Origin of the sequence: Paracoccus sp. S3-43 (assembly GCF_029027965.1) — a bacterium.
In the GTDB taxonomy this organism is placed as follows: domain Bacteria; phylum Pseudomonadota; class Alphaproteobacteria; order Rhodobacterales; family Rhodobacteraceae; genus Paracoccus.
Window position 1 is genome coordinate 1,495,589 of sequence record NZ_CP119082.1, and the last position, 21,682, is coordinate 1,517,270.

21 protein-coding genes are annotated in these 21,682 nt (G+C 66.7%); 6 read left to right on the forward strand and 15 right to left on the reverse strand.

The annotated features are described in order from the left end of the window. Positions 1–34 precede the first annotated feature (34 nt). The 7 genes from ribD to PXD02_RS07750 all read right to left on the reverse strand — a co-directional run bounded on the left by ribD (position 35) and on the right by PXD02_RS07750 (position 8,259). On the reverse strand, positions 35–1,042 hold the full coding sequence (gene ribD / locus PXD02_RS07720; RefSeq protein ID WP_275106388.1) for a bifunctional diaminohydroxyphosphoribosylaminopyrimidine deaminase/5-amino-6-(5-phosphoribosylamino)uracil reductase RibD: 1,008 nt from the start codon (positions 1,040–1,042) through the stop codon (positions 35–37). 29 nt (positions 1,043–1,071) lie between these two features. Next, on the reverse strand, positions 1,072–1,536 hold the full coding sequence (gene nrdR, locus PXD02_RS07725; protein ID WP_275106235.1) for a transcriptional regulator NrdR: 465 nt from the start codon (positions 1,534–1,536) through the stop codon (positions 1,072–1,074). Between the two features lie 120 nt (positions 1,537–1,656). Further along, positions 1,657–2,079 (reverse strand): secondary thiamine-phosphate synthase enzyme YjbQ, encoded by a 423-nt coding sequence (locus tag PXD02_RS07730; RefSeq protein ID WP_275106236.1) that lies wholly within the window; start codon positions 2,077–2,079, stop codon positions 1,657–1,659. Beyond that, positions 2,076–3,506, reverse strand: a complete 1,431-nt coding sequence (locus PXD02_RS07735) for a DNA recombination protein RmuC (protein WP_275106237.1) — start codon at positions 3,504–3,506, stop codon at positions 2,076–2,078. Before PXD02_RS07735 ends, PXD02_RS07730 begins: the two co-directional genes overlap by 4 nt. Before the next feature lie 99 nt (positions 3,507–3,605). Continuing rightward, positions 3,606–5,579, reverse strand: coding sequence for an RNA polymerase sigma factor RpoD (rpoD, locus tag PXD02_RS07740; protein WP_275106238.1), 1,974 nt, complete (start codon positions 5,577–5,579; stop codon positions 3,606–3,608). A gap of 140 nt (positions 5,580–5,719) precedes the next feature. Then, positions 5,720–7,609, reverse strand: coding sequence for a DNA primase (dnaG, locus tag PXD02_RS07745; RefSeq protein WP_275106239.1), 1,890 nt, complete (start codon positions 7,607–7,609; stop codon positions 5,720–5,722). Between the two features lie 65 nt (positions 7,610–7,674). Continuing rightward, the gene (locus tag PXD02_RS07750) at positions 7,675–8,259 is read right to left on the reverse strand and encodes a TetR/AcrR family transcriptional regulator (protein WP_275106240.1); all 585 of its coding nucleotides are present in this window, start codon (positions 8,257–8,259) and stop codon (positions 7,675–7,677) included. 76 nt (positions 8,260–8,335) lie between these two features. Between PXD02_RS07750 and PXD02_RS07755 the strand changes: the two genes are divergently transcribed. Then, positions 8,336–8,596, forward strand: a complete 261-nt coding sequence (locus tag PXD02_RS07755) for a hypothetical protein (RefSeq protein ID WP_275106241.1) — start codon at positions 8,336–8,338, stop codon at positions 8,594–8,596. Between the two features lie 56 nt (positions 8,597–8,652). Beyond that, positions 8,653–9,834: an alpha-hydroxy acid oxidase gene (locus PXD02_RS07760; protein WP_275106242.1), complete on the forward strand. Its 1,182-nt coding sequence runs from the start codon at positions 8,653–8,655 to the stop codon at positions 9,832–9,834. Here the strand turns inward: PXD02_RS07760 and PXD02_RS07765 are convergent. Both PXD02_RS07765 and PXD02_RS07770 read right to left on the reverse strand, forming a co-directional pair. Next, positions 9,826–10,293, reverse strand: coding sequence for a hypothetical protein (locus PXD02_RS07765; RefSeq protein WP_275106243.1), 468 nt, complete (start codon positions 10,291–10,293; stop codon positions 9,826–9,828). The two genes, PXD02_RS07760 and PXD02_RS07765, sit on opposite strands and share 9 nt — an antisense overlap. 1 nt (position 10,294) lies before the next feature. Beyond that, complete coding sequence (locus tag PXD02_RS07770; protein ID WP_275106244.1) at positions 10,295–11,080, reverse strand: hypothetical protein; 786 nt, start codon at positions 11,078–11,080, stop codon at positions 10,295–10,297. Between the two features lie 176 nt (positions 11,081–11,256). Here PXD02_RS07770 and PXD02_RS07775 point away from each other — a divergent pair, with 176 nt between their 5' ends. The 3 genes from PXD02_RS07775 to gluQRS all read left to right on the forward strand — a co-directional run bounded on the left by PXD02_RS07775 (position 11,257) and on the right by gluQRS (position 14,122). After that, on the forward strand, positions 11,257–11,877 hold the full coding sequence (locus PXD02_RS07775; RefSeq protein ID WP_275106245.1) for a 50S ribosomal protein L25/general stress protein Ctc: 621 nt from the start codon (positions 11,257–11,259) through the stop codon (positions 11,875–11,877). 80 nt (positions 11,878–11,957) lie between these two features. Then, a complete protein-coding gene (gene trmFO / locus PXD02_RS07780) occupies positions 11,958–13,295 on the forward strand; it encodes a methylenetetrahydrofolate--tRNA-(uracil(54)-C(5))-methyltransferase (FADH(2)-oxidizing) TrmFO (RefSeq protein WP_275106246.1) in 1,338 nt (445 codons plus the stop codon). Further along, the gene (gene gluQRS / locus PXD02_RS07785; protein ID WP_275106247.1) at positions 13,277–14,122 is read left to right on the forward strand and encodes a tRNA glutamyl-Q(34) synthetase GluQRS; all 846 of its coding nucleotides are present in this window, start codon (positions 13,277–13,279) and stop codon (positions 14,120–14,122) included. Before trmFO ends, gluQRS begins: the two co-directional genes overlap by 19 nt. Here gluQRS and hisI read toward each other — a convergent pair. Further along, on the reverse strand, positions 14,119–14,475 hold the full coding sequence (gene hisI / locus PXD02_RS07790; protein WP_275106248.1) for a phosphoribosyl-AMP cyclohydrolase: 357 nt from the start codon (positions 14,473–14,475) through the stop codon (positions 14,119–14,121). The two genes, gluQRS and hisI, sit on opposite strands and share 4 nt — an antisense overlap. Positions 14,476–14,536: 61 nt before the next feature. Here hisI and PXD02_RS07795 point away from each other — a divergent pair, with 61 nt between their 5' ends. Next, a complete protein-coding gene (locus tag PXD02_RS07795) occupies positions 14,537–14,974 on the forward strand; it encodes an iron-sulfur cluster assembly scaffold protein (protein ID WP_275106249.1) in 438 nt (145 codons plus the stop codon). A 259-nt stretch (positions 14,975–15,233) separates the two neighbouring features. Here the strand turns inward: PXD02_RS07795 and recG are convergent, their stop codons facing one another. From recG to PXD02_RS07820, 5 genes are all read right to left on the reverse strand, one after another. Then, on the reverse strand, positions 15,234–17,330 hold the full coding sequence (gene recG, locus PXD02_RS07800; RefSeq protein ID WP_275106250.1) for an ATP-dependent DNA helicase RecG: 2,097 nt from the start codon (positions 17,328–17,330) through the stop codon (positions 15,234–15,236). After that, entirely contained in the window at positions 17,327–19,513 is a 2,187-nt protein-coding gene (ligA, locus tag PXD02_RS07805) for an NAD-dependent DNA ligase LigA (protein ID WP_275106251.1), read from the reverse strand. Before ligA ends, recG begins: the two co-directional genes overlap by 4 nt. 92 nt (positions 19,514–19,605) lie before the next feature. Continuing rightward, on the reverse strand, positions 19,606–20,313 hold the full coding sequence (ctrA, locus tag PXD02_RS07810) for a response regulator transcription factor CtrA (protein WP_126155114.1): 708 nt from the start codon (positions 20,311–20,313) through the stop codon (positions 19,606–19,608). 96 nt (positions 20,314–20,409) lie between these two features. After that, positions 20,410–20,685 (reverse strand): CtrA inhibitor SciP, encoded by a 276-nt coding sequence (gene sciP, locus PXD02_RS07815; protein WP_275106252.1) that lies wholly within the window; start codon positions 20,683–20,685, stop codon positions 20,410–20,412. Positions 20,686–20,747: 62 nt separating this feature from the next. Continuing rightward, positions 20,748–21,535, reverse strand: a protein-coding gene (locus PXD02_RS07820; protein WP_275103592.1) for an IS5 family transposase whose coding sequence is annotated in 2 segments (ribosomal slippage) — positions 20,748–21,196 and positions 21,196–21,535 — 789 coding nt in all. Because the reading frame shifts where the segments join, the coding sequence is not laid out codon by codon here. Between the last annotated feature and the right edge of the window lie 147 nt (positions 21,536–21,682).

A 21,682-nucleotide genomic window follows, 5' to 3' on the forward strand; every position in this document is an offset into this window, starting at 1 on the left:
GCGGATCCGGGCGGCCAGACCCGGTTCGGCCGCGTCACGGGTGCCGGCCGCCCCCAGGTCGCGGGTTCTCGGCAAGCCAGCGGTGGAACAGGTCGTCCCCCAGCCGCCGGGTTTCGGCCAGGCGGAACCGGGGGGCGTCGGCCAGCCGGTCCAGGCCCAGCGTCCCGACCGCAGCCCGTCCGTCGCCGCCCAGCATCACCCCGGCGGTATAGCCGATGACCTGATCGACCAGCCCCGCGCGCAGCAGCGACGCGGCCAGCACGCCTCCGCCTTCGCAGAACACCCGCGTGATGCCCTGCTGCGCAAGCCGGGTCAGCGCGTCCCACGGCGGGGCGTCGATCTGGATCAGGGGGCCGTGCATCGGCCCCTCGGGCGGCAGGCCGGGCACGGGGCCAGAGGTCAGGACCACCCGCACCGGCTGGCACGGGGTGGTCAGCCCCCGCACGTTCAGCGACGGCCGGTCGGCGCGCGCGGTGTTGCCGCCCACCATCACCGCATCGTGGATCATCCGCATCGCGTGGACATGCAGCCGCGCCTGCGGGCCGGTGATCCACCGGCTTTCGCCGCTGGCCGTGGCGATGCGGCCGTCAAAGCTGGTCGCCAGCTTCAGCGTCACGAAGGGCCGCCCCGCCAAGAGGCGCGACAGGAAACCGGCCTGCAATTCCTCCGCCTCGGCCTGCCGCACGCCTTCGGTGACGGCGATCCCGGCGTCTTGCAGGATCCGATGCCCGCCCCCGGCCACGCGCGGGTCGGGATCGGTCATGGCCGACACGACGCGCGCGATCCCCGCCGCCGCCAGCGCCTCGGCGCAAGGGGGGGTCCGGCCATGATGGGCGCAGGGTTCCAGCGTGACATAGGCCGTCGCGCCCCGCGCCAGCGGACCGGCCTGATCCAGGGCCATCCGTTCGGCATGAGGACGGCCGCCGGGCTGGGTCCAGCCGCGTCCCACCACGCGGCCGTCGCGCAGGATCACGCAGCCCACCGCCGGATTGGGCCAGACATTCCCCAGCCCCCGCCGCGCCAGCCGCAGCGCATGGGCCATATGGCGCAGATCGTCGGGTCGCGGCACGTTCATGCGCCGCCGGGCATGGGACGCAGTTCCGACACGAACTTGTCGAAATCGTCGGCGTCCTGGAAGTTCTTGTAGACGCTGGCGAACCGCACATAGGCGACGTTGTCGATGCGCGACAGCGCCTCCATCACGATCTCGCCGATCATCTTGGACTGGATGTCGGTTTCGCCGGTGCTTTCCAGCCGCCGGACGATGCCGCTGATCATCTGTTCGATCCGCTCGGGCTCGACCGGGCGCTTCTGCATGGCGATACGGATCGAGCGGGCCAGCTTGTCGCGGTCGAAATCCTCGCGCCTGCCGCTGTTTTTCACCACCACCAGATCGCGCAGCTGCACCCGTTCATAGGTGGTGAAGCGCCCCCCGCAGGCGGGGCAGAACCGGCGGCGGCGGATGGCGACGTTATCCTCGGCCGGGCGCGAGTCCTTGACCTGCGTATCGACGTTTCCGCAAAACGGGCAGCGCATCCAGTTGTCCCCTTTGCCCCGAAAATCCCCATCACTATAAAAGACCGGCAGGAATTGGGTAGCCTTATCCACAAGCCACAAGATGTTCATGGGCCGGCCTGTGACCGGAATGCCGCGCGGTCAGGCGGGCTGGAACAGGGCCGCGATCTCTCGCCGGTGCGGCGCGCGGCGGTGTTCGACCAGATAGAGGCCCTGCCAAGTGCCCAGCATCATCCGGCCGCCCGCCACGGGGATTTGCAGGCTGACCGGCAGGACCGCCGCCTTCAGATGGGCGGGCATGTCGTCGGGGCCTTCGTCGCGGTGGCGCAGCCAGGACATCGAGGGGTGATCGGCGGGCGGGGCGATGCGATCCAGCCAGCCCAGCAGATCGGTCTGCACATCGGGATCGGCGTTTTCCTGGATCAGCAGCGAACAAGAGGTGTGGCGCGCCATCAGGGTCAACAGCCCGTCCCGCGCGTCCAGATCGGTCAGCCATCGCGCCACGTCGCGGGTAAAGTCGTGACAGGCGGGACCGCGCGTGGCGATCGTGAAGATCCGGTTCATTCGGCGGCCTCGGGCGGTTCCAGGCGAAAGCCGTCGTCGCCGTCGTGGCTGGTCTCGATGCGCTTCTGGGCGCGCGCGCCCAGTTCGCGCAGGATCTCGACCTGGCGGATCACGTTGCCGGATCCGCGGCACAGCCGGTCCATGGCCTGCCCATGCGCCCGCCCCGCCTGGTCCAGGGCGCGGCCCACGCCCTCCATCGATTCGACGAAGCCCGCCACCTTGTCGTAAAGCTGGCCGGCGCGCTTGGCGATCTCGGTCGCGTTGGCCTCGCGCCGTTCGACGGCCCAGATATGTTCGACGGTGCGCAGGGTCAGCATCAGGGTCGTGGGCGTCGTCAGCCCCACCCGCCGCTCCATCGCGAAGCTGGCCAGCGTCGGATCGGCCCGCAGCGCCTCGGAGAACGCGCCCTCGATGGGGATGAACATCAAGACGTAATCGACCGAACCGTCATCCATCCGGTGATAGCCCTTGTCGCCCAGCGTCACGACATGGGCGCGAAGGGCCGCGACATGGCGGCGCAGCGCGGCCTGCGCCTCGGCCGGATCCTCGGCATTGACCGAGGCTTCATAGTCGTTCAGCGACACCTTGCTGTCGATCACCATGACCTTGGCGCGCGGCATCCTGACCACCACGTCGGGACGCCAGCGCTTGCCGTCCTCGTCCGTCCAGCTTGACTGGGTGTCGTAATGGGTGCCCGCGATCAGGCCCGAATCCTCCAGCAGGCGTTCCAGCACCATCTCGCCCCAGGCGCCCTGCCGCTGCTTGTCGCCCTTCAAGGCGCGGGTCAGGTTCACCGCCTCGCGAGAGATATCCTCGGACCGCTGGTGCAGAAAGGCGATCTGTTCGCGCAGTCTCGCACCTTCTTCGTCCAAGACCTTGTTTCTGGCCTGCAATTCCGTCTGGAAGCGATGGACCTGTTCGCGGAACGGGTTCAGCAGCGCCGACAGTTGCTCGCCCTGGGCCTTCTGCATGTCGCCTTGCTGGACGCGCAGGGTTTCCGTGGCCAGCAGCTTGAACTGCGCGGTCATGTCCGCGCGCAACTCGCGCAGCGTCTGGATTTCGCGGGCGGCGGATTCGGCGTCCTTTTCGGCTCCCATCCGCGCCTCGGCCAGTTCGGTGCGGGATGCGGACAGCAACTGCCGCGCCTGGTGCAGCGCATCGGCAAGTCCGTCGCGTTCCTCGGACAGTTCGGACAGGCGCGCGGACTGACCGTCCAGCCGCGCCTCGTGCTGACCCGCGCGCAGCGCCAGGGCGCGCGATTCCTCGCCCAAGGCGGCAAGCCGCGCTTCCAGGTCGGCGGCGCGGCTTTCCGCCAGTCGGCGCGCCTTGGCCCAACCCGCCGCAAGCACCGTCAGGACCGCCAGCATCGCAACCGCACCGATCAGCAGGATGCGAAGGGCGTCGGGGTCTTCAATCAGGCTGGGCATCGGCTCTCCACGAACAACTGGGGATAGTGTTCATGGTTTGTGCCGAACTTGCAAGCCGGTTCGGCACCTGCCCGATTGGGGAAAGGCTGTCGGTGCCGGTCACTGGTCCAGGAAGGACCGCAACTTGCGCGACCGCGACGGGTGCTTCAGCTTGCGCAGCGCCTTGGCCTCGATCTGGCGGATGCGTTCGCGGGTGACGCTGAACTGCTGACCGACCTCCTCCAGCGTGTGGTCGGTGTTCATGCCGATGCCGAAGCGCATCCGCAGAACCCGCTCCTCGCGCGGGGTCAGGCTGGCCAGGACGCGGGTCGTGGTTTCCTTCAGGTTTTCCTGAATCGCGGAATCCAGCGGCAGGACGGCGTTCTTGTCCTCGATGAAATCGCCAAGCTGGCTGTCCTCCTCATCCCCGATCGGGGTTTCGAGCGAGATCGGCTCCTTGGCGATCTTCATCACCTTGCGGACCTTTTCCAGCGGCATTTGCAGCTTTTCGGCCAGTTCCTCGGGCGTGGGTTCGCGGCCGATCTCGTGCAGCATCTGGCGGCCGGTACGCACCAGCTTGTTGATCGTCTCGATCATGTGGACCGGGATGCGGATCGTGCGGGCCTGATCGGCGATGCTGCGCGTGATCGCCTGACGGATCCACCAGGTCGCATAGGTGCTGAACTTGTAGCCGCGCCGGTATTCGAACTTGTCCACGGCCTTCATCAGGCCGATATTGCCTTCCTGAATGAGATCAAGGAATTGCAGGCCCCGGTTCGTGTATTTCTTGGCGATCGAGATGACCAGCCGCAGGTTCGCCTCGACCATTTCCTTCTTGGCCTGACGCGCCTCTTTCTCGCCGCGCTGGACCTGGGACACGATGCGGCGGAATTCCTCGATATCGACACCGACATACTGGCCGACCTGCGCCATTTCGTTGCGCAGATCCTCGACCTTGTCGCGCGAGCGTTCGAACAGCGCCTGCCAGCCGCGGCCCGACTGCTGGGACATGCGGTCGATCCAGGTGGGGTCAAGCTCGGTCCCGCGATAAGCGTCGATGAACTCGCGGCGGTTGATGCGGGCGGCATCGGCCAGTTTCACCATGCCGCTGTCGATGGTCACGATCCGGCGGTTGATGCCGTAAAGCTGATCGACCAGGGCCTCGATCCGGCTGCTGTTCAGGTGCAGCTCGTTCACCAGCCCGACGATGCGCGAGCGCAGCACCTGATAGTCGCTCTCGGCGGTGGCCGAGAAGCTGTTGTCCTCGTTCAGCGTGGCCGACATCCGCTGGTCCTGCATCGCGGCCAGGGCTTCATAGTCATGCGCGATCAGTTCCAGCGTTTCCAGAACCTTGGGCTTGAGGCTGGCCTCCATCGCCGCCAGGGACAGGTTGGCGCCTTCGTCCTCGTCCTCGTCCTCCTCGGTCAGGATGGGATTGCCGTCGGCATCCAGTTCCTCGTGCTTCTGCGTGGGCTCGGCCGGGGCGGCTTCCTCGGACAGTTCCTCGTCGGCGCCGTCCTCGTCTTCCAGCGACTGACCGAAGGTGGTTTCCAGGTCGATCACGTCGCGCAGCAGGATCTCTTCGTCCAGAAGCTCCTCGCGCCACATGGTGATGGCCTTGAAGGTCAGCGGGCTTTCGCACAGGCCCGCGATCATGGTGTTGCGGCCCGCCTCGATCCGCTTGGCGATGGCGATCTCGCCCTCGCGGCTGAGAAGTTCGACCGATCCCATCTCGCGCAGATACATGCGCACGGGATCGTCGGTGCGGTCCAGCTTTTCCGTCTCGGAGGTGGCGACGGCCACCTCCCGCGAGGTCGATCCGACAATGGCGACCGCGCCGCCTTCGGGTTCCTCGGCGCCGTCCTCGTCCTCGATCACGTTGATGCCCATTTCGGACAGCATCGACATCACATCCTCGATCTGCTCGGACGAGGCATGTTCGGGCGGCAGCGCGGCGTTCAGCTGGTCATAGGTGATATAGCCGCGCTCGCGCGCCTCGGCGATCATGCGCTTGACGGCGGCCTGGCTCATGTCCAGCGAATGGGCGTTGTCGTCCTTGTCGGTCTTGTCGTGATCGTCGTCCTTGGCGGCCATGAACGGCTCCCTTGCTCAGGCGGTGATTCGCGGGCGGGGCGAATCACTGAAATCTGCTCTACATTTAGCGTGGCGCACCCCCGAATCAAAGGGCGCGCGATGCGACCGATTCGCGTCGCCGGCGAATCACCTGCGGATGGTCAGCGGCGCGGCGGCTTGCGCCAGATCTGACCGTCGAGGAACTGGGACAGCTGGGCCGACAGGGCCTCGCGATCCTCGTTCAGATCCGTGCCGCCTTCCAGTTCGGGGCGTTCGGCGCGGTGGCGGGCGCGGGCGATCTGCTGCATCCGCCAGGTCAGGCCCTCATCCGCCTCTCCCTGGATTTCGGCCTCGGCGCGGGCCAGTTCGGCGCCGATGGCGCGCTGCGCTTCCAGCCGGTCCAGAAGATTGGTCAGAATCGCGGCGACGGTTTCGGTATCCTGCGCGTCGATGACGGCCGGGGTCAGGCCCAGATGGGCGTCGCGGCGCAGCGTTTCAAGCCCGCGCGCCCCGGCGAGGCTTTGGGTCTGGCCCAGCAGGTCGAACAGCAGGGCCGCGCGGTCGGGATCGGCGGGCGTCAGGCGTTCCAGGCGCGTTTCCTCTGGCCCGATCAGTTCGGGACGCAGCGCGCAGATCAGCAGGCTGGCCCCTTCCAGCAGGGCGCCGGCGGCCTGGGGATCGGTCGCCGTGGCCGGAACCGGCACGATGGGGCGCGCCGCCCTGGCCGCCCCGCCGCGCTTGCCGGGCTTCCAGTCGCCCCGCCGGGCTCCGCCGAAAAGCTCCCATCGTTTGCGGCGCAGTTCCTCGGAATAATGGGCGCGGGTCCGTTCGTCGGGGATCCGCGCGATGGCCTCGGCCAGCCGCTTGTCCAGGGCGGCCTTGCGTTCGGGGCTGTCAAAAACCTGGTCTTCGGTTTCGCGCGCCCACAGCAGATCGACCAGCGGGCGCGCCTGGTCCAGAAGCGCGCCCATCGCGCCCGGTCCCGCCGCGCGGATCAGGTCGTCGGGATCCTGACCCGCGGGCAGGATGACGAAGCGCAGCGCCTGGCCCGGCCCGGTCATCGGCAGGGCCAGGTCGATCAGCCGCTGCGCCGCGCGCTGCCCCGCCGCGTCGCCGTCAAGCGCGATCACCGGTTCCGGCGAGAGGCGCCACATTAGGTGCAGCTGATCCTCGGTGATGGCGGTGCCCAGGGGGGCCACGGCGCCCTCGAACCCGGCGCGGGCCAGGGCGATCACGTCCATATAGCCCTCGGCCACCACCAGCCGCTGGCCCTTGGCGGCGGCGGCGCGCGCGGGGCCGAGATTGTAGAGGTTGCGGCCCTTGTCGAACAGCGGCGTTTGCGGGCTGTTGAGGTATTTGGCCCGCGCGTTCGGATCCATCGCCCGGCCGCCAAAGCCGATGCAGCGCCCCTGCCCGTCCCGGATCGGAAAGATGATCCGGCCGCGGAAGCGGTCATAGGGCGCGCCGCCCTTGTCGGGCAGGGCCGACATGCCCGATTCGACGATCAGCGCGTCGTCGAAGCCCTTGTCGCGCAGGGCGGCGGTCAGGGCGGTGCGGCTGTCGGGTGCAAAGCCGATCTCGAAGCGGTCGAGCGCCGCCGCGTCCAGCCCGCGCCGGGCCAGGTAATCGCGCGCCTGGGCGGCGGCGGCGGTTTGCAGTTGCAGGCGGAACCAGCGGCAGGCGGCCTCGGTCACATCCAGCAGGCGGGTGCGGCGGTCGGTCCTTTCGCGGGCGCGGGGATCGGGTTCGGGCATCTGCAAGCCCGCCTCGGCGGCCAGCAGCTTGACGGCCTCGATGAAGTCCAGCCCGTCGGTCTCGCGCAGGAAGCTGATGGCGTCGCCCTTGGCGTGGCAGCCGAAGCAGTAATAATAGCCCTTCTGGTCGTCGCAGTGGAAACTGGCCGATTTTTCCTGGTGGAACGGGCATGGCGCCCACCAGTCGCCGCGCGCCTGGTTCGACTTGCGCAGATCCCACGCCACCTTCCTGCCGATCACGCGGCTGATCGGAACGCGGTTGCGGATCTCGTCAAGGAAGCCGGGGGGCAGACTCATGGGGGGATTATCGCGCTGTGGCAGGCGTCAAGGAAAGGGGTATTTGGGCAAGGAAGACGCGGCGGTCAATCCGCGCCGACCGCACCGCGCGCCAGACCCCAATAGATGTCGCCGATGCGGCGGCGGTCCAGGCGCCCGCCCTCGCGATACCAGTTGGTCACGCCGGTCAGCATCGCGATCAGCGCCATGGTCGCCAGCTTCAGGTCGTCGATGCGCATCACGCCCGCCGCCACCCCGTCGCGCAGGATCGTTTCCAGCGCGGATTCGTATTGCCCCCGCAACGCGGCGATGCGGGCGAAGTTTTCCGGCGTGAGGTTGCGCAGTTCCATATAGGCCAGGAACACCGCGTCCGCCTGGTCCAGGCTGGTGTCGATATGGAAGCGCACGAAATGTTCCAGCCGGGCCAGGGGATCGCCCGGAATATCCGCCCAGGACGCCAGCAGGTGCTCCATATGATCCTGCAACAGATCGAACAGCAGCGCCTGCTTGTCGGGCGTATAGGCATAGAGCGCCCCCGCCTGCACCCCCACGGCGGATGCGATCTGGCGCATCGACACGGCGGCATAGCCCTGCCGCGCGAACAGGCGGCGGGCATGGGTGCGGATCAGGGGGCCGGTGATCTCGGCGCGGGAACCTTGGGTGCGGGCCATGGGGCCTTGTAACGCGGGGCGCGCGGGCGGGAAAGTCCGTTGCCCCGTGGCCGGACCCGCCGTAATCATGGAACCCATGAGACATGCCCTGATCCTGACCTGCGCCGCGGCCCTTGCCGCCTGCACCGGCGATGCCGACACCTATCCCAGCCTGCTGCCCACCGACCGGATCCTGGCCGAACCCGCGCTGCCCGATCATGCGCCGCGCGCCGCCTCCTCCGCCGCCGTGGATGCCCAGGCGAAGGCGCGGGCCGATGCCTTGCGGCAGCGGGCCGAGGCCCTGCGCGGCCCGGTGATCGAGCCGGACACCCTGTCGCGGATGCGTCCGCAGGACTGATTGCCGAAGGCCCGCCTCTCTGGTAAAGATTTTTGACCAAACTGCCGGAGAGCGCCATGCCCGTCGTCACCTCGATCGAAGATCTGAAGCGGATGCACCGCGCCCGCACGCCGAAAATGTTCTATGACTATGCGGAATCGGGCAGCTATACCGAACAGACCTTCCGCGAGAACGCGACCGATTTCGCCCGGCTGAAGCTGCGCCAGAAGGTCGCCGTGGACATGTCGAACCGCAGCACCGCGTCCGACATCGTGGGCCTGCCCGTGGCGATGCCGGTGGCCCTGGCCCCGGTGGGCCTGACCGGAATGCAGCACGCGGACGGCGAAATCCACGCGGCCCGCGCGGCGGAGCAATTCGGCGTGCCCTTCTGCCTGTCCACCATGTCGATCTGTTCCATCGAGGATGTGGCGGAACACACGACCAAGCCCTTCATGTTCCAGCTCTACGTGATGAAGGACCAGGACTTCCTGGCGGCCATCATCGAACGCGCGAAGAAAGCCGGGTGCAGCGCGCTTGTGCTGACGCTGGATCTGCAAATCCTGGGCCAGCGGCACAAGGATCTGAAGAACGGCCTGTCCGCGCCGCCCAAGCTGACCCTGCCGACGCTGCTGGATCTGGCGACGCGCTGGCGGTGGGGCATGGGGATGCTGCAAACCAGGCGGCGTTTCTTCGGCAATATCGTGGGTCATGCGAAAGGCGTCGCCGACCCCTCCAGCCTGATGAGCTGGACGGCCGAGCAGTTCGACGAAAAGCTGGACTGGGACAAGATCGCCCGGATCCGCGACCTGTGGGGCGGCAAGCTGATCCTGAAGGGCGTGCTGGATCCCGACGACGCCCGCATCGCCGCCGATTTCGGGGCCGACGCGATCATCGTCAGCAACCACGGCGGGCGGCAGCTGGACGGGGCGCTGTCGTCCATCCGCATGTTGCCGCATATCGTCAAGGCGGTGGGCGACCGTGTCGAAATCCATATGGACGGCGGCATCCGGTCGGGCCAGGACGTGCTGAAGGCACTTGCGCTTGGCGCGCATTCCACCTGGATCGGCCGCGCCTGGTTGCACGGGCTTGGCGCCATAGGCGAGGCGGGCGTGACCGCCGCGCTTCAGATCATCCGCAAGGAACTGGACATCAGCATGGCGCTGTGCGGCGAACGCGATGTCAGGAATATCGGTCCGCAGAACGTGATGATCCCGCACGGCTTCCTGGACGAATATCAGGTTGCCGCCCTGTCAGAGTGACAGGCGATACCGTGCATTTGCCGGAACAAGGATACGCATGGGAAGAACCATGCGCTCCTGTCCCTGGGGGCAGGATTGCATGGTGAAAATGATCGTGCCGACGGATTCGAAATCAGTCTGTGCACCGCAAACCACCTCTTCGTCCCGCATGTAGGTCGGTTCTGTTTCGTCCTGCGTGCCCGGAAGGCGGGATGTCATGACTGGTCCCGACTCGTCCTGGCGCAAGGCCAGAAGGCGCAGGTCGATGGGCTTGCCCATGGTGACGGACAGAACTTGGCAGTCGCCTGCGCCGATGCTGACCCAGCCCTGCGTCACCCAACCGTGATCGGCCAGTTGGCCATAGGCGATGCGCAAACCGATGTCGCTGGCGCAGACCGCAAGCTGCGCGGCATCACTCTGGGCTGGCGACAGACCTGCCGCAGCAAGAACGGCAGCGGAAAACAATTGCAGTCCCCTCATGTCAATCCACCAGCTTTTCCATGCCACAGTTCGGCCGCCCCGTTCCCAGAAGCCCCTCTTCTGATCCAGCCACAAAGGCGCCGGTTTCAAAGGAATACCAGAACCTGCCGTCCACGCTGTTAACGATCAACTGGTCGTCTTCGGCCACGCAGACCGCATTGGCCAGGGGGCAGTCGGCCATCATCGCCAGACATTCCTGCCGGTTGCGTCGCGCGTCGTCCCCGGCCTTCTGCTGCCGGCGGGCTGCGACGGCGGCATCAAAATCCGCTTCCGATTGGCGAGAGGGGCGGAACGTCCCGGATTCGTCGTAAAGGTTGATTATCTTGAAAAGCTGCGGGATACCCACCGCCCAGAGATTGGCGCGGTTCAGCAGAACCCGTGGATCGTCATGGGTGACTGTATCCACATCGACAAAATCAATGCGCCCGTCGGCGTGGGTGCGGAACAGGTAATAGTGGACCCGGCCCGAATCCTGCATTTCCGCCCCCAGCTTGGCATTCATGGGACCGGGAACGGTATAAAGCGCAACGAATCTGACCTGCTGTTTTTCAATGCCGTTATCGAACAGCGTCACCTCCAGCAGGCCGTCGGGGGTCATCTCAAGGCTGGCTGAGCGCGTGCCGCCGACTTCCTCGTAGCGGGTGGCGGGCAACACAGCCAATGTCGCATCCAACGACAACGGGGGCCGGCCTGCCAAGATATCACGCTCGGCCTCGAACCGGCAGCCGGCCAGCAGCATGGCAAGGGTTGTTGCAACCGCAAGCTTGCGCAAACGCACCGAGACCATGCAAACCCCGCACCAGGCACGGTTTCAGTCTGGCAGAGCAGGTGATTCGGCACAAGCACCCCACCGCGACCGGGCATTTATGACTTCACATCGTCCGTGACCCGCGCTATAGCCCCATCTTCCGCCATGCACCCTTGGAGGATGGCGGCGCTCACAACCTGTTTAGGATAGATATCATGGCCAAAGAGATCCCTGATCTGGTGGCCGAGCCGCGCGCGGGGTCAGGCAAGGGGGCCGCCCGCCAAGCTCGCCGCGACGGTAAGGTTCCCGGAGTCGTTTACGGCGACCACAAAGACCCGGTCAACGTGCAGTTCGACTTCAACAAGCTGCTGACGCAACTGCGCGCCGGCCGCTTCATGTCCACCCTGTTCAACCTGAAGGTCGAAGGCCAGGAAGACGTGCGCGTCATCTGCCGCGGCGTCCAGAAGGACGTGGTGAAGGATCTGCCGATCCATATCGACTTCATGCGCCTGCGCCGCACGTCGAAGGTGAACCTGTTCATCCATGTGGACTTCATCAACCACGACAAATGCCCCGGCCTGAAGCGCGGCGGCACGCTGGTCACGGTGCGCCCCGAGGTCGAGCTGGTCGTGACGGCGGGCGACATCCCCGATCACATCACCGTCGATCTGGATGGCCTGAACGTCGGCGACACCATCCACATCGCCGACGTGAAGCTGCCCGATGGCGTGAAGCCGACCATCGACCGCAACTTCGTGATCGCCAACATCGCCGCGCCCTCCGCGCTGCGTTCGGGCGGTGACGACGAAGAAGCCGAGGTCGCAGCCGAGGAGTGAACCCGGCCGCCTCGCGCGATCCTGGGGCGGTGCCGCTGGCGCCGCCCTTTCCATTTTGCTAGTCGTTTGCAGGGGGTCACATGGAACCAGTCCACATCATCGGCGCGGGCCTCGCCGGATCCGAGGCCGCCTGGCAGGTCGCCCGCGCGGGCGTCCCGGTGATCCTGCACGAGATGCGCCCCGCCAAGGGCACCTTCGCCCACAAGACCGGCGATTGCGCGGAAATGGTCTGTTCCAACAGTTTCCGGTCCGACGACGACGTGATGAACGCGGTCGGACAGCTGCATTGGGAAATGCGCGCGGCGGGCGGCCTGATCATGGCGATGGCCGACCGCCACCGCCTGCCCGCGGGCGGCGCCCTGGCCGTGGACCGCGACGCCTTTTCCGCCGCCGTGACCCAGGCGTTGCGGGCCGAACCGCTGATCCGGGTCGTGCCGGGCGAGGTGACGGACCTGCCCTCGGACGGCAACTGGATCGTGGCGACCGGGCCGCTGACCTCGGACAGGCTGGCGCAGGCGATCCGGTCCGTGACGGGCACCGACTCGCTGGCCTTCTTCGACGCCATCGCCCCCATCGTCCATGCCGAGACCATCGACATGACGGTGGCCTGGGAACAAAGCCGCTATGACAAGGGCGGGACCGAGGCCGAGCGACGCGCCTATATCAACTGTCCGATGACCCGCGACCAATACGAGGCTTTCATCGACGCCCTGCTGGCCGCCGAAAAGACCGAGTTCCACGAGGGCGAGACCGCGGGCTATTTCGACGGCTGCCTGCCGATCGAGGTGATGGCGGAACGCGGACGAGAGACATTGCGCCACGGTCCGATGAAACCTGTGGGGCTGACCAATGCCCACAAGCCCCACGAAAAATCTTATGCAGTGGTTCAACTTCGCCGCGATAACGCTCTGGGAACACTCTATAATATCGTCGGCTTCCAAACCAAGATGAAATACGGCGCGCAGACCCAGGTGTTCCGCATGATTCCCGGCCTGGAAAACGCCAGCTTCGCCCGTCTGGGGGGCATTCACCGCAATTCCTTTCTCAATTCGCCCACGCTGCTGGACGACCGGATGCGGCTGCGCCAGCGTTCCAACCTGCGCTTCGCCGGGCAGGTCACCGGGGTCGAGGGCTATGTCGAAAGCGCCGCGATGGGCCTCTTGGCCGGGCGGATGGCGGCGGCGCAGGCGCTTGGGCGCGACCTGCCGCCCCCGGCGCCGACCACCGCCATGGGCGCCCTGGTCAATCACATCACCGGCGGGGCCGAGGCCAAGACCTTCCAGCCGATGAACGTGAATTTCGGCCTGTTCCCGCCGCTGGATCAGGCGCGGGTCGGCAGGAAGGGCCGCAAGGACCGCTATCCCGCCTATACGCAGCGCGCCAAGGACGATTTCAGCGCATGGCTGGCGGCGCAGTAACCCGCTTCGCGCCCTCGCCCACCGGGCTGCTGCATCTGGGCCATGCCTATGCCGCGCTTGTGGCCGCAAGCCTGGCCGATCCCGGCCGCTTCTTGTTGCGGATCGAGGATATCGACCGCGACCGCTGCCGTCATGAATACGAGGCGGCGATTTACGAGGATCTGGCCTGGCTGGGGTTGACATGGCCGCAACCGGTGATGCGTCAGTCCGACCGCATGGCGGCCTATCACGAGGCGCTGGCGCGGCTGTCGCCGCTGACCTATCCCTGCCGCTGCCGCCGGGGCGACATCCGCGCCGCGCTGTTGGCCCCTCAGGAAGGCGCCCTGCCCGCCGGGCCGGACGGGATGGTCTATCCCGGCACTTGCCGGGGCCGCAGCATGGCCGATGCCGGGCCGGATGACGTGATCCGGCTGGATGTGGCGCGGGCCTTCGACGCCCTGGGCATCGACCGGGTGTCCTTTCGTGATCAGGCGATCATGCCGGGCCAGGACCATGTGCTGACCCGCGATCAGTTCCAGGACGGGATCGGCGACGTGATCCTGTCGCGGCGCGGCATGGGAACGTCCTATCATCTGGCGGTGGTCGTCGACGATGCGGCGCAGGGAATCACGCTGGTCACGCGCGGAAAAGATCTTTTCGATTCAACCCATATCCACGTTCTTCTTCAGAAACTTCTGGACCTGCCGACGCCGCTCTATCACCACCACCGCCTGATCCGGGACGACGCAGGCAAGCGGCTGGCCAAACGCGACGACGCCCGCGCGATCCGCCATTTCCGCGACGAAGGCGCCACGCCGCAGGACATTCGCCGGCTTGTCGGTTTCTAGGCCATCGGCGCCATGATCTCGACCTCGGCCCCGTCGCGGATCGCGGTATAGAAGCAGCTTCGCCGGTTGGTGTGGCAGGCCGGGCCGGTCTGGCGCACCAGCACCAGCAGGCAATCCCGGTCGCAATCGACGCGCAGTTCCACCAGTTCCTGCACATGGCCCGAGCTTTGGCCCTTGACCCAGAACGCCCGCCGCGACCGCGACCAATAGGTGACGCGCCCGGTCTGCAACGTCCGCGCCACGCTTTCGGCATTCATCCAAGCCATCATCAGGATCTCGCCGCTGTCGGGATCCTGGGCGATGGCGGGAATCAGCCCGTGCGAGTCGTATTTCAGGCCGGCGGGATCGAACATCGGGTTTCCTTTCGCACTCGTCGTTCCTATCTAGGCGCAAGGCAGCCCATGGGAAAGACCGATGGCCGACAGCGACCTGATGCAGCTTTATTCCCGCCGGATCCTGGCGCTGACCACGGCCATTCCGCATCTGGGCACCCTGCCCGACTTCGACGGCAAGGCCATGCGCCGGTCGCCGCAATGCGGATCCTCGGTCACCGCCTATGTCGCGATGGAGGGCGACCGGATCGCCGATTTCCGGCAAGAGGTGCGGGCCTGCGCCTTGGGCCAGGCCTCGGCCTCGGTCCTGGGACAGGCGGTCATCGGCCGCAGCAGAACGGAACTGGCCGCCACCCGCGACGCGTTGCGCGCGATGCTGACGGCGGCGGGCGATCCCCCGGCCGCGCCCTTCGCCGATTTGGAAGCCCTGCTGCCCGCCCGAGACTATCCCAACCGCCATGCCTCGATCCTGCTGGCCTGGGACGCGGTTCTGGCAGCGATCGACCAGGCCCAGGCATGAAAAAGCCGGTCCTGTGACAGGACCGGCAGTTGCGCGTGCTGGAAAGGTGACGGTCGCACAGGCAGGCGCCGTCCTCGCAACGCGGGGCAGAGATCAAGCTTGCAGGATCGCGGGCAGCCACAGCACGATGACGGTGGTCACGGTCAGGGCGGTGACGCCAAGAAGATCGCAGATGAATTCGCGGGACATAAGCAACTCCTATCAGTTGCTCCTTTGTTCTCATTTCCACGGCGATTCGTAAAGAACATTTTAAGAACTTTTATCCGACCGAGATCAGCCGGATCGCCTCCTCCTGGCTCATCAGCCACATCAGCATCCGAATCGCCTGCCCGCGCGGGCTTTCGAGCGTAGGGTCGCGGTCCAGCAGAGCGCGGGCATCCTGGCGCGCCACGGCCATCAGCGCCGCCTGATGTTCCAGATCGCCGATGCGGAACCGGGGCAGGCCCGACTGGGCCGTGCCGATCACGTCGCCCGCCCCGCGCATGTCCAGATCGACCTCGGCAATGCGAAACCCGTCCTCGGTATCGCGCAGGGTGGTCAGGCGCCGCGCGCCGGTTTCGTTCAGCGGCGGATGATACATCAGCACGCAGGTCGAGGCGCCCGTGCCCCGCCCGACCCGTCCCCGCAACTGGTGCAACTGCGCCAGCCCGAAACTTTCGGCGCGCTCGATCACCATGATCGTGGCCTCGGGCACGTCCACGCCGACTTCGATCACCGTGGTCGCGACCAGAAGCCGCGCGCGGCCGCTGGCGAAATCGGCCATGGCGGCGTCGCGCTGATCGGGCGGCATCTGGCCATGGACCAGCCGCACGATGTCGCCGAACTGCGCCCGCAGGGACTGGAACCGCGCCTCGGCCGCCGTCAGGTCGCTGACCTCGCTTTCCTCGACCAGCGGGCAGACCCAATAGGCGCGCGCGCCTTGGTCCAGCACCCGCCGCAGCCGGGCGGTCACCTCATCCAGGCGCTGATCGCCGATCATCACCGTCGTGATCGGCTGCCGCCCCGGCGGCTTTTCATCCAGGATCGAGATGTCCAGGTCGCCATATTGCGTCAGCGCCAGGGACCGCGGGATCGGCGTCGCGGTCATGATCAGCATGTCGGGCGGCACCTGTCCCTTGGCCGACAGCTCCAGCCGCTGGGCCACGCCGAAACGGTGCTGTTCGTCGATGATCGCCAGGCGCAGATCGTGGAATTCGACGCCGCGCTGGAACACCGCATGGGTGCCGACCAGGATGTCGATGCGCCCCTGGGCCAGATCCTCCAGCAATTGCGCGCGCAAATCACCTTTGTCCCGGCCGGTCAGCGCGGCCAGCCGGACGCCCGCCGCGCGGGCCAGAGGCTCCAGGGCGCGGGCGTGCTGGCGGGCGAGGATTTCGGTCGGGGCCATCAGGACCGCCTGGCCCCCGGCCTCGACCGCGACCAAGGCGGCCAGCATCGCGACCAGGGTCTTGCCCGACCCGACATCGCCTTGCAGCAGCCGGTTCATGCGGCCTTCGCCCGCCATGTCGGCGGCGATTTCCCGGATCGCGCGGGTCTGCGCGCCGGTCGGCCGCCAGGGCAGATGGTCCAGAACCGCGCGGCGCAAACGGCCGTCGCCCTGGCTGGGCCGGCCCTTCAGCCGCCGCTTTTCGCGCCGCACCAGGGCCAGCGTCATCTGATGGGCCAGAAATTCGTCATAGGCCAGCCGCGCCCGCGCCGGGGCATCGGGCGACAGGTCGCGCATCGACCCCGGATCATGCGCCTGCCGCAGCGCGTCCACGAAATCCGGCCAGCCGCGTTGCGCGACAAGCTGCGGGTCGATCCATTCCTGCATCGGCGGCAGGCGCGTCAGCGCGGCGGCGACGGCCTTGGCCATGACCTTGCGCGTCAGGCCCTCGGTCAGGGGATAGACGGCCTCGAAGTCCGGCAGGGGCGGTTCGTCCTCGCGCTGGATATGGTCGGGATGGACCATCTGCGCCATGCCGTCGAACAGCTCGACCTTGCCGCTGACGATGCGGCGGGCGCCGGTCGGAAGCTGGCTTTCGATCCAGTCCTTGCGCGGATGAAAGAACACCAGCGTCAGGTCGCCCACCCCGTCGCCGCAATGGACGCGCCAGGGGCGGCCCTTCGCGGCGGGCGGATGATGGCGGCCAACGGTGACGGGAATCGTCACGATCTCGGGCGCGCGGGCGTCGGCGATGCGGTCGATGCGGCGGCGGATGACGCCGCTTGCGGGCAGGGTCAGGATCAGGTCGCGCGGCCGTTCGATCCCCATCTGCGCCAGGGCGTCGCGGCTTTTCGGCCCGATGCCGGGCAAGGTGTCGATGGCCGCGAACAGCGGAAAAAGCGCGGGCGGCCGCCCCCTTGGCTGCGTCATGATCCGCCCGCGATGCGCAGCCATTCGTCCTCGTCGATGACGGTGACGCCCAGTTCGGTGGCCTTTGCGGCTTTCGATCCGGCACCCGGTCCGGCGACCAGCAGGTCGGTCTTGGCGCTGACCGATCCCGCCACCTTGGCGCCCATCGCCTCGGCCCGAGCCTTGGCCTCGGCGCGCGTCATGCGTTCCAGGGTGCCGGTGAAGACCAGGGTCTTGCCGCTGATCTCGGTCTGCCGGATCTGACGCGCGGCGGCCGGAAGCACCTCGACCTGGGCGATCAGGCGGTCGATGCCGGCGCGCTCGGCCTCTTGGGCCAGGGTGGTGACGAGCGACTGGACCAGCACGCCGCCGATGCCGTTGATCGCGGTCAGCTCCGCCCAGTTGGGGCTGTCGGCCAGGGCGGCGCGGCGGGCCTTGTCCTCGGCGGCGAAGGCGGGTTCGGTAGCCGCGGCATCGACGGCGGCGATCAGCGCGTCCCAGGTGCCGAAATGCCGCGCCAGGATCCCCGCCGCGACCTCGCCCACATGGCGGATGCCCAGGGCGAAGATCAGCCGTTCCAAGGGGATGCGGCGCTTGTCCTCGATAGCGGCGAACAGCTTTTCGGCGGATCTGGGGCCGAAACCGTCGCGGTTCTTCAGCTTGGCGATGTTGCGGGCGTCGCGTTCGGCCAGGGTGAAGATATCGGCCGGTTCGCGGATCGGCAGGGTCGGGTCGGCAAAGAACATCTCGATCTGCTTGGCGCCCAGCCCCTCGATGTCGAAGGCACCCCGGCTGACGAAATGCTTCAGCTTCTCGATGGCCTGGGCGGGGCAGATCAGGCCGCCCGTGCAGCGGCGCACCGAATCGCCGGGTTCCCGGATCGCGGCGGATCCGCATTCCGGGCAGGTTTCCGGGAAACGATAGGGCTGGCTGCCCTGGGGCCTGCGCGACAGGTCGACATCGGCGATCTTGGGGATCACGTCACCCGCGCGATAGACCTTGACCCAATCGCCCTCGCGGATGTCGCGGCCGTCGCGGATCGGGGCGCCGCTGCTGTCGCGCCCGGCGATGTAATCCTCGTTATGCAGGGTCGCGTTCGAGACGACGACGCCGCCCACCGTGACCGGCTCCAGCCGGGCGACGGGCGACAGCGCGCCGGTGCGGCCGACCTGGATCTCGATCCGGTCCAGCCGGGTCCAGGCGGTCTCGGCCGGGAACTTGTGGGCCAGCGCCCATCGCGGCGTGGTCGAGCGGTATCCCAGCCGGGCCTGATAGGACAGGTCGTTGACCTTGTAGACCACCCCGTCGATGTCATAGCCCAGCGTCGCGCGCTGCTGTTCGATCTCGGCCCAGACCGCCAGCATCTGATCGGCGTCGTGGCACAGCCGCGTCAGCGGGTTGGTCTGAAAGCCAAGCGCGGCCAGCCGGTCCACCGCGCCCATCTGCGTATCGGCCAGCGGTTCGCTGATCTGCCCCCAGCCATAGGCGAAGAACCGCAGCGGGCGCGAGGCGGTCACGGCCGGGTCGATCTGGCGCAGCGATCCGGCGGCGGCATTGCGGGGGTTGGCAAAGACCCGGCCGCCTTCCGCGGCGTTCAGCCGTTCGAAGTCGGCATGGCTCATATAGACCTCGCCGCGCACCTCGAGGACGGCGGGCGCCCCCGTCAGCCGATGGGGAATGTCGGCAATGGTGCGGGCATTGGCGGTCACATTCTCGCCCACGGTGCCGTCGCCGCGTGTCGCGGCCTGGACCAGCACGCCGTCCTCGTATCGCAGCGACAGCGACAGCCCGTCGATCTTGGGTTCGGCGGTGAAGGCCAGATCGCCGTCGCGCAGGCCAAGGAAGCTGCGGACACGGGCGACGAAATCCGTCACGTCCGCGTCGCCGAAGCCGTTTTCCAGCGACATCATCCGCCGGGCATGGGTGACCTTGCCAAAGCCTTCGGCCGGGGCGGCGCCGACCGCCTGGGTCGGGCTGTCGGGACGGGCAAGCTGGGGAAAGGCGCGTTCCAGCGCCAGCAGCCGATGCTTCAGCGCATCATAGTCCGCATCCGACAGGACCGGAGCGTCCTTGAGGTGATAATCCTCGTTCGCTTGGGCGATGCGGGCCGAAAGATCGGCGATTTCATCGCCCGCGCGCCGTTCGTCAAGCACGGCCGGGTCGGGCCGCGCCGTCACGCCGTCATCCTGCCTTGCATCCGTCATCGCCGCCTCCGCCTTCCGTCTGTCCTTTCTATACGACGTTCGGCGAAGGGTTTTACAGGGGCTGCCGCAAGGATCGCGCGGCAGCCGCCCGGTCAGGCGCCGACCGCCAGGCGTTCGGCATTGGGCGTCGGTTCGCGAAGGACATAGCCCCGGCCCCAGACGGTCTCGATATGGCTGTCGCCGCCGATGGCTTCGGAAAGCTTCTTGCGCAGCTTGCAGATGAAGACATCGATGATCTTCAGCTCCGGCTCGTCCATGCCGCCATAGAGATGGTTCAGGAACATCTCCTTGGTCAGGGTCGTGCCCTTGCGCAGGCTGAGCAGTTCCAGGATCTGGTATTCCTTGCCGGTCAGGTTGACGGCCTTGCCCTTGACCTGGACCGAACGGGCATCCAGGTTCACCACGATCTCGCCGGTCTTGATGATCGCCTGGCTGTGGCCCTTGGACCGGCGGATGATCGCCTGGATGCGGGCCTGCAATTCCTCGCGGTTGAAGGGCTTGGTCATGTAGTCGTCGGCGCCGAATCCGAAGCCGCGCAGCTTGCTTTCGGTGTCGTCCGAACCGGTCAGGATCAGGATCGGCGTATCGACGCGCGCCAGGCGCAGATGACGCAGAACCTCCATCCCGTGCATGTCGGGCAGGTCCAGATCCAGCAGGATCAGGTCATAGTCGTAGAGCTTGGCAAGGTCGATCCCCTCCTCGCCCATATCCGTCCGAAAAACATTGTAGCTGGCGGCGGTCAGCATCAATTCGATGGCCCGAGCGGTGCTGGGATCATCCTCAACCAACAGAATTCTCATCTATGTAAGCCCCGATTCGTGTATTCGCTGCGATCAACCATCGACCCATAAGGTTAATATGGTGTTACCATGATCTATTGATTGATCCTGCGCAACTTATGGTTGCCGGAATCTCTGAATCGAGGTGACTTTCAGGGCGGCCGGGCCATGATCCTGCACCGCCTTGATCCAGCCGTCGAACTCCTCCTCGGACAGGCCATAGCGGCGCAGGGCTTCGTCCTTGGTGATCAGGCCGTGGATCACGGCGTTGACCACGGTTTCCTTGCGGCTGGCCACCCATCGCGTCGTGTCGGGCGGCAGGTCGGCCAGGGTCAGGATCCTGCCGTCGGGCAGGATTACGGTGCGAGGTGCGTCGGTTTTTTTCAAGAACATCCCACCTGTCCTATGTCGCGTTCCAGGCAACTTGGCCCAAATCCCCTAAGGCCAGGTTTAGGTCATGTTGACAAATGGCGGAGCCAGATGCGGATCGAGGTGATGTCGATGAAGCCCAGGAAGCTCTCTGCGGTTTTGTCGTAGCGGGTGGCGACGCGGCGGGCATTCTTGAGCTTGTTGAAGCAGCGCTCGACGAGGTTGCGCAGCCGGTAAAGGGTTCGGTCCACGGCCACGCGCAGCTTGCGGGACTTTCGCATCGGGATCACCGGCACGACGTTGCGCGCCTCCATGGTTTCTCGAACCCTGTCAGAGTCATAGCCGCGATCCGCCAGCAGGACGGAGGGCTCTGGCAGGTTGTCGTCCATGATGAGGTCAAAGCCCAGATAGTCCGATGTCTGGCCCGGCGTGATGTCCGACCTCATGGGCAGGCCTGCGCCATTGACGCGGAGGTGGATCTTTGTCGTGAAGCCACCTCGCGAACGGCCAAAACCCTGTCGCGGAGTCCCCCTTTAGCGCCCGCTGCCTGATGATGGGCGCGGACCACGGTGCTGTCGATCATCTGCAAGGCCGCTGGAACCACCCCGCTCTCGTTCAGGGCCTCCAGTATCCCTTCCCACAGCCCGGCCAGGGTCCAGCGCCGGAACTGGCGGTAGACCGACGACCACTTGCCGAACTCTTCCGGCAGGTCACGCCACGGCGAACCTGTGCGGGCTATCCAGAAAATCCCATCCAGAACAAGACGATGGTTCATGGGTTTGCGCCCGTTCGGTGCGCGGACGGCCAGAATGAAGCGTTCGTGAAACGCCCATTCCTCGTCAGACATCAGGTCTCGTGCCAAGCTGGTCTCCATCGCAGATACCAGCTTGAATCACGTTCAGCACGTCCTGTGAATCCCTTTTGTCAACACGGCCTAGCGTGACAGGTTTTTCCGGGGCTGGCCGCTTGAGAATAGGCGGCATTTGCCTATATTTCGATGCAATCTTTATCCTTGGACCTG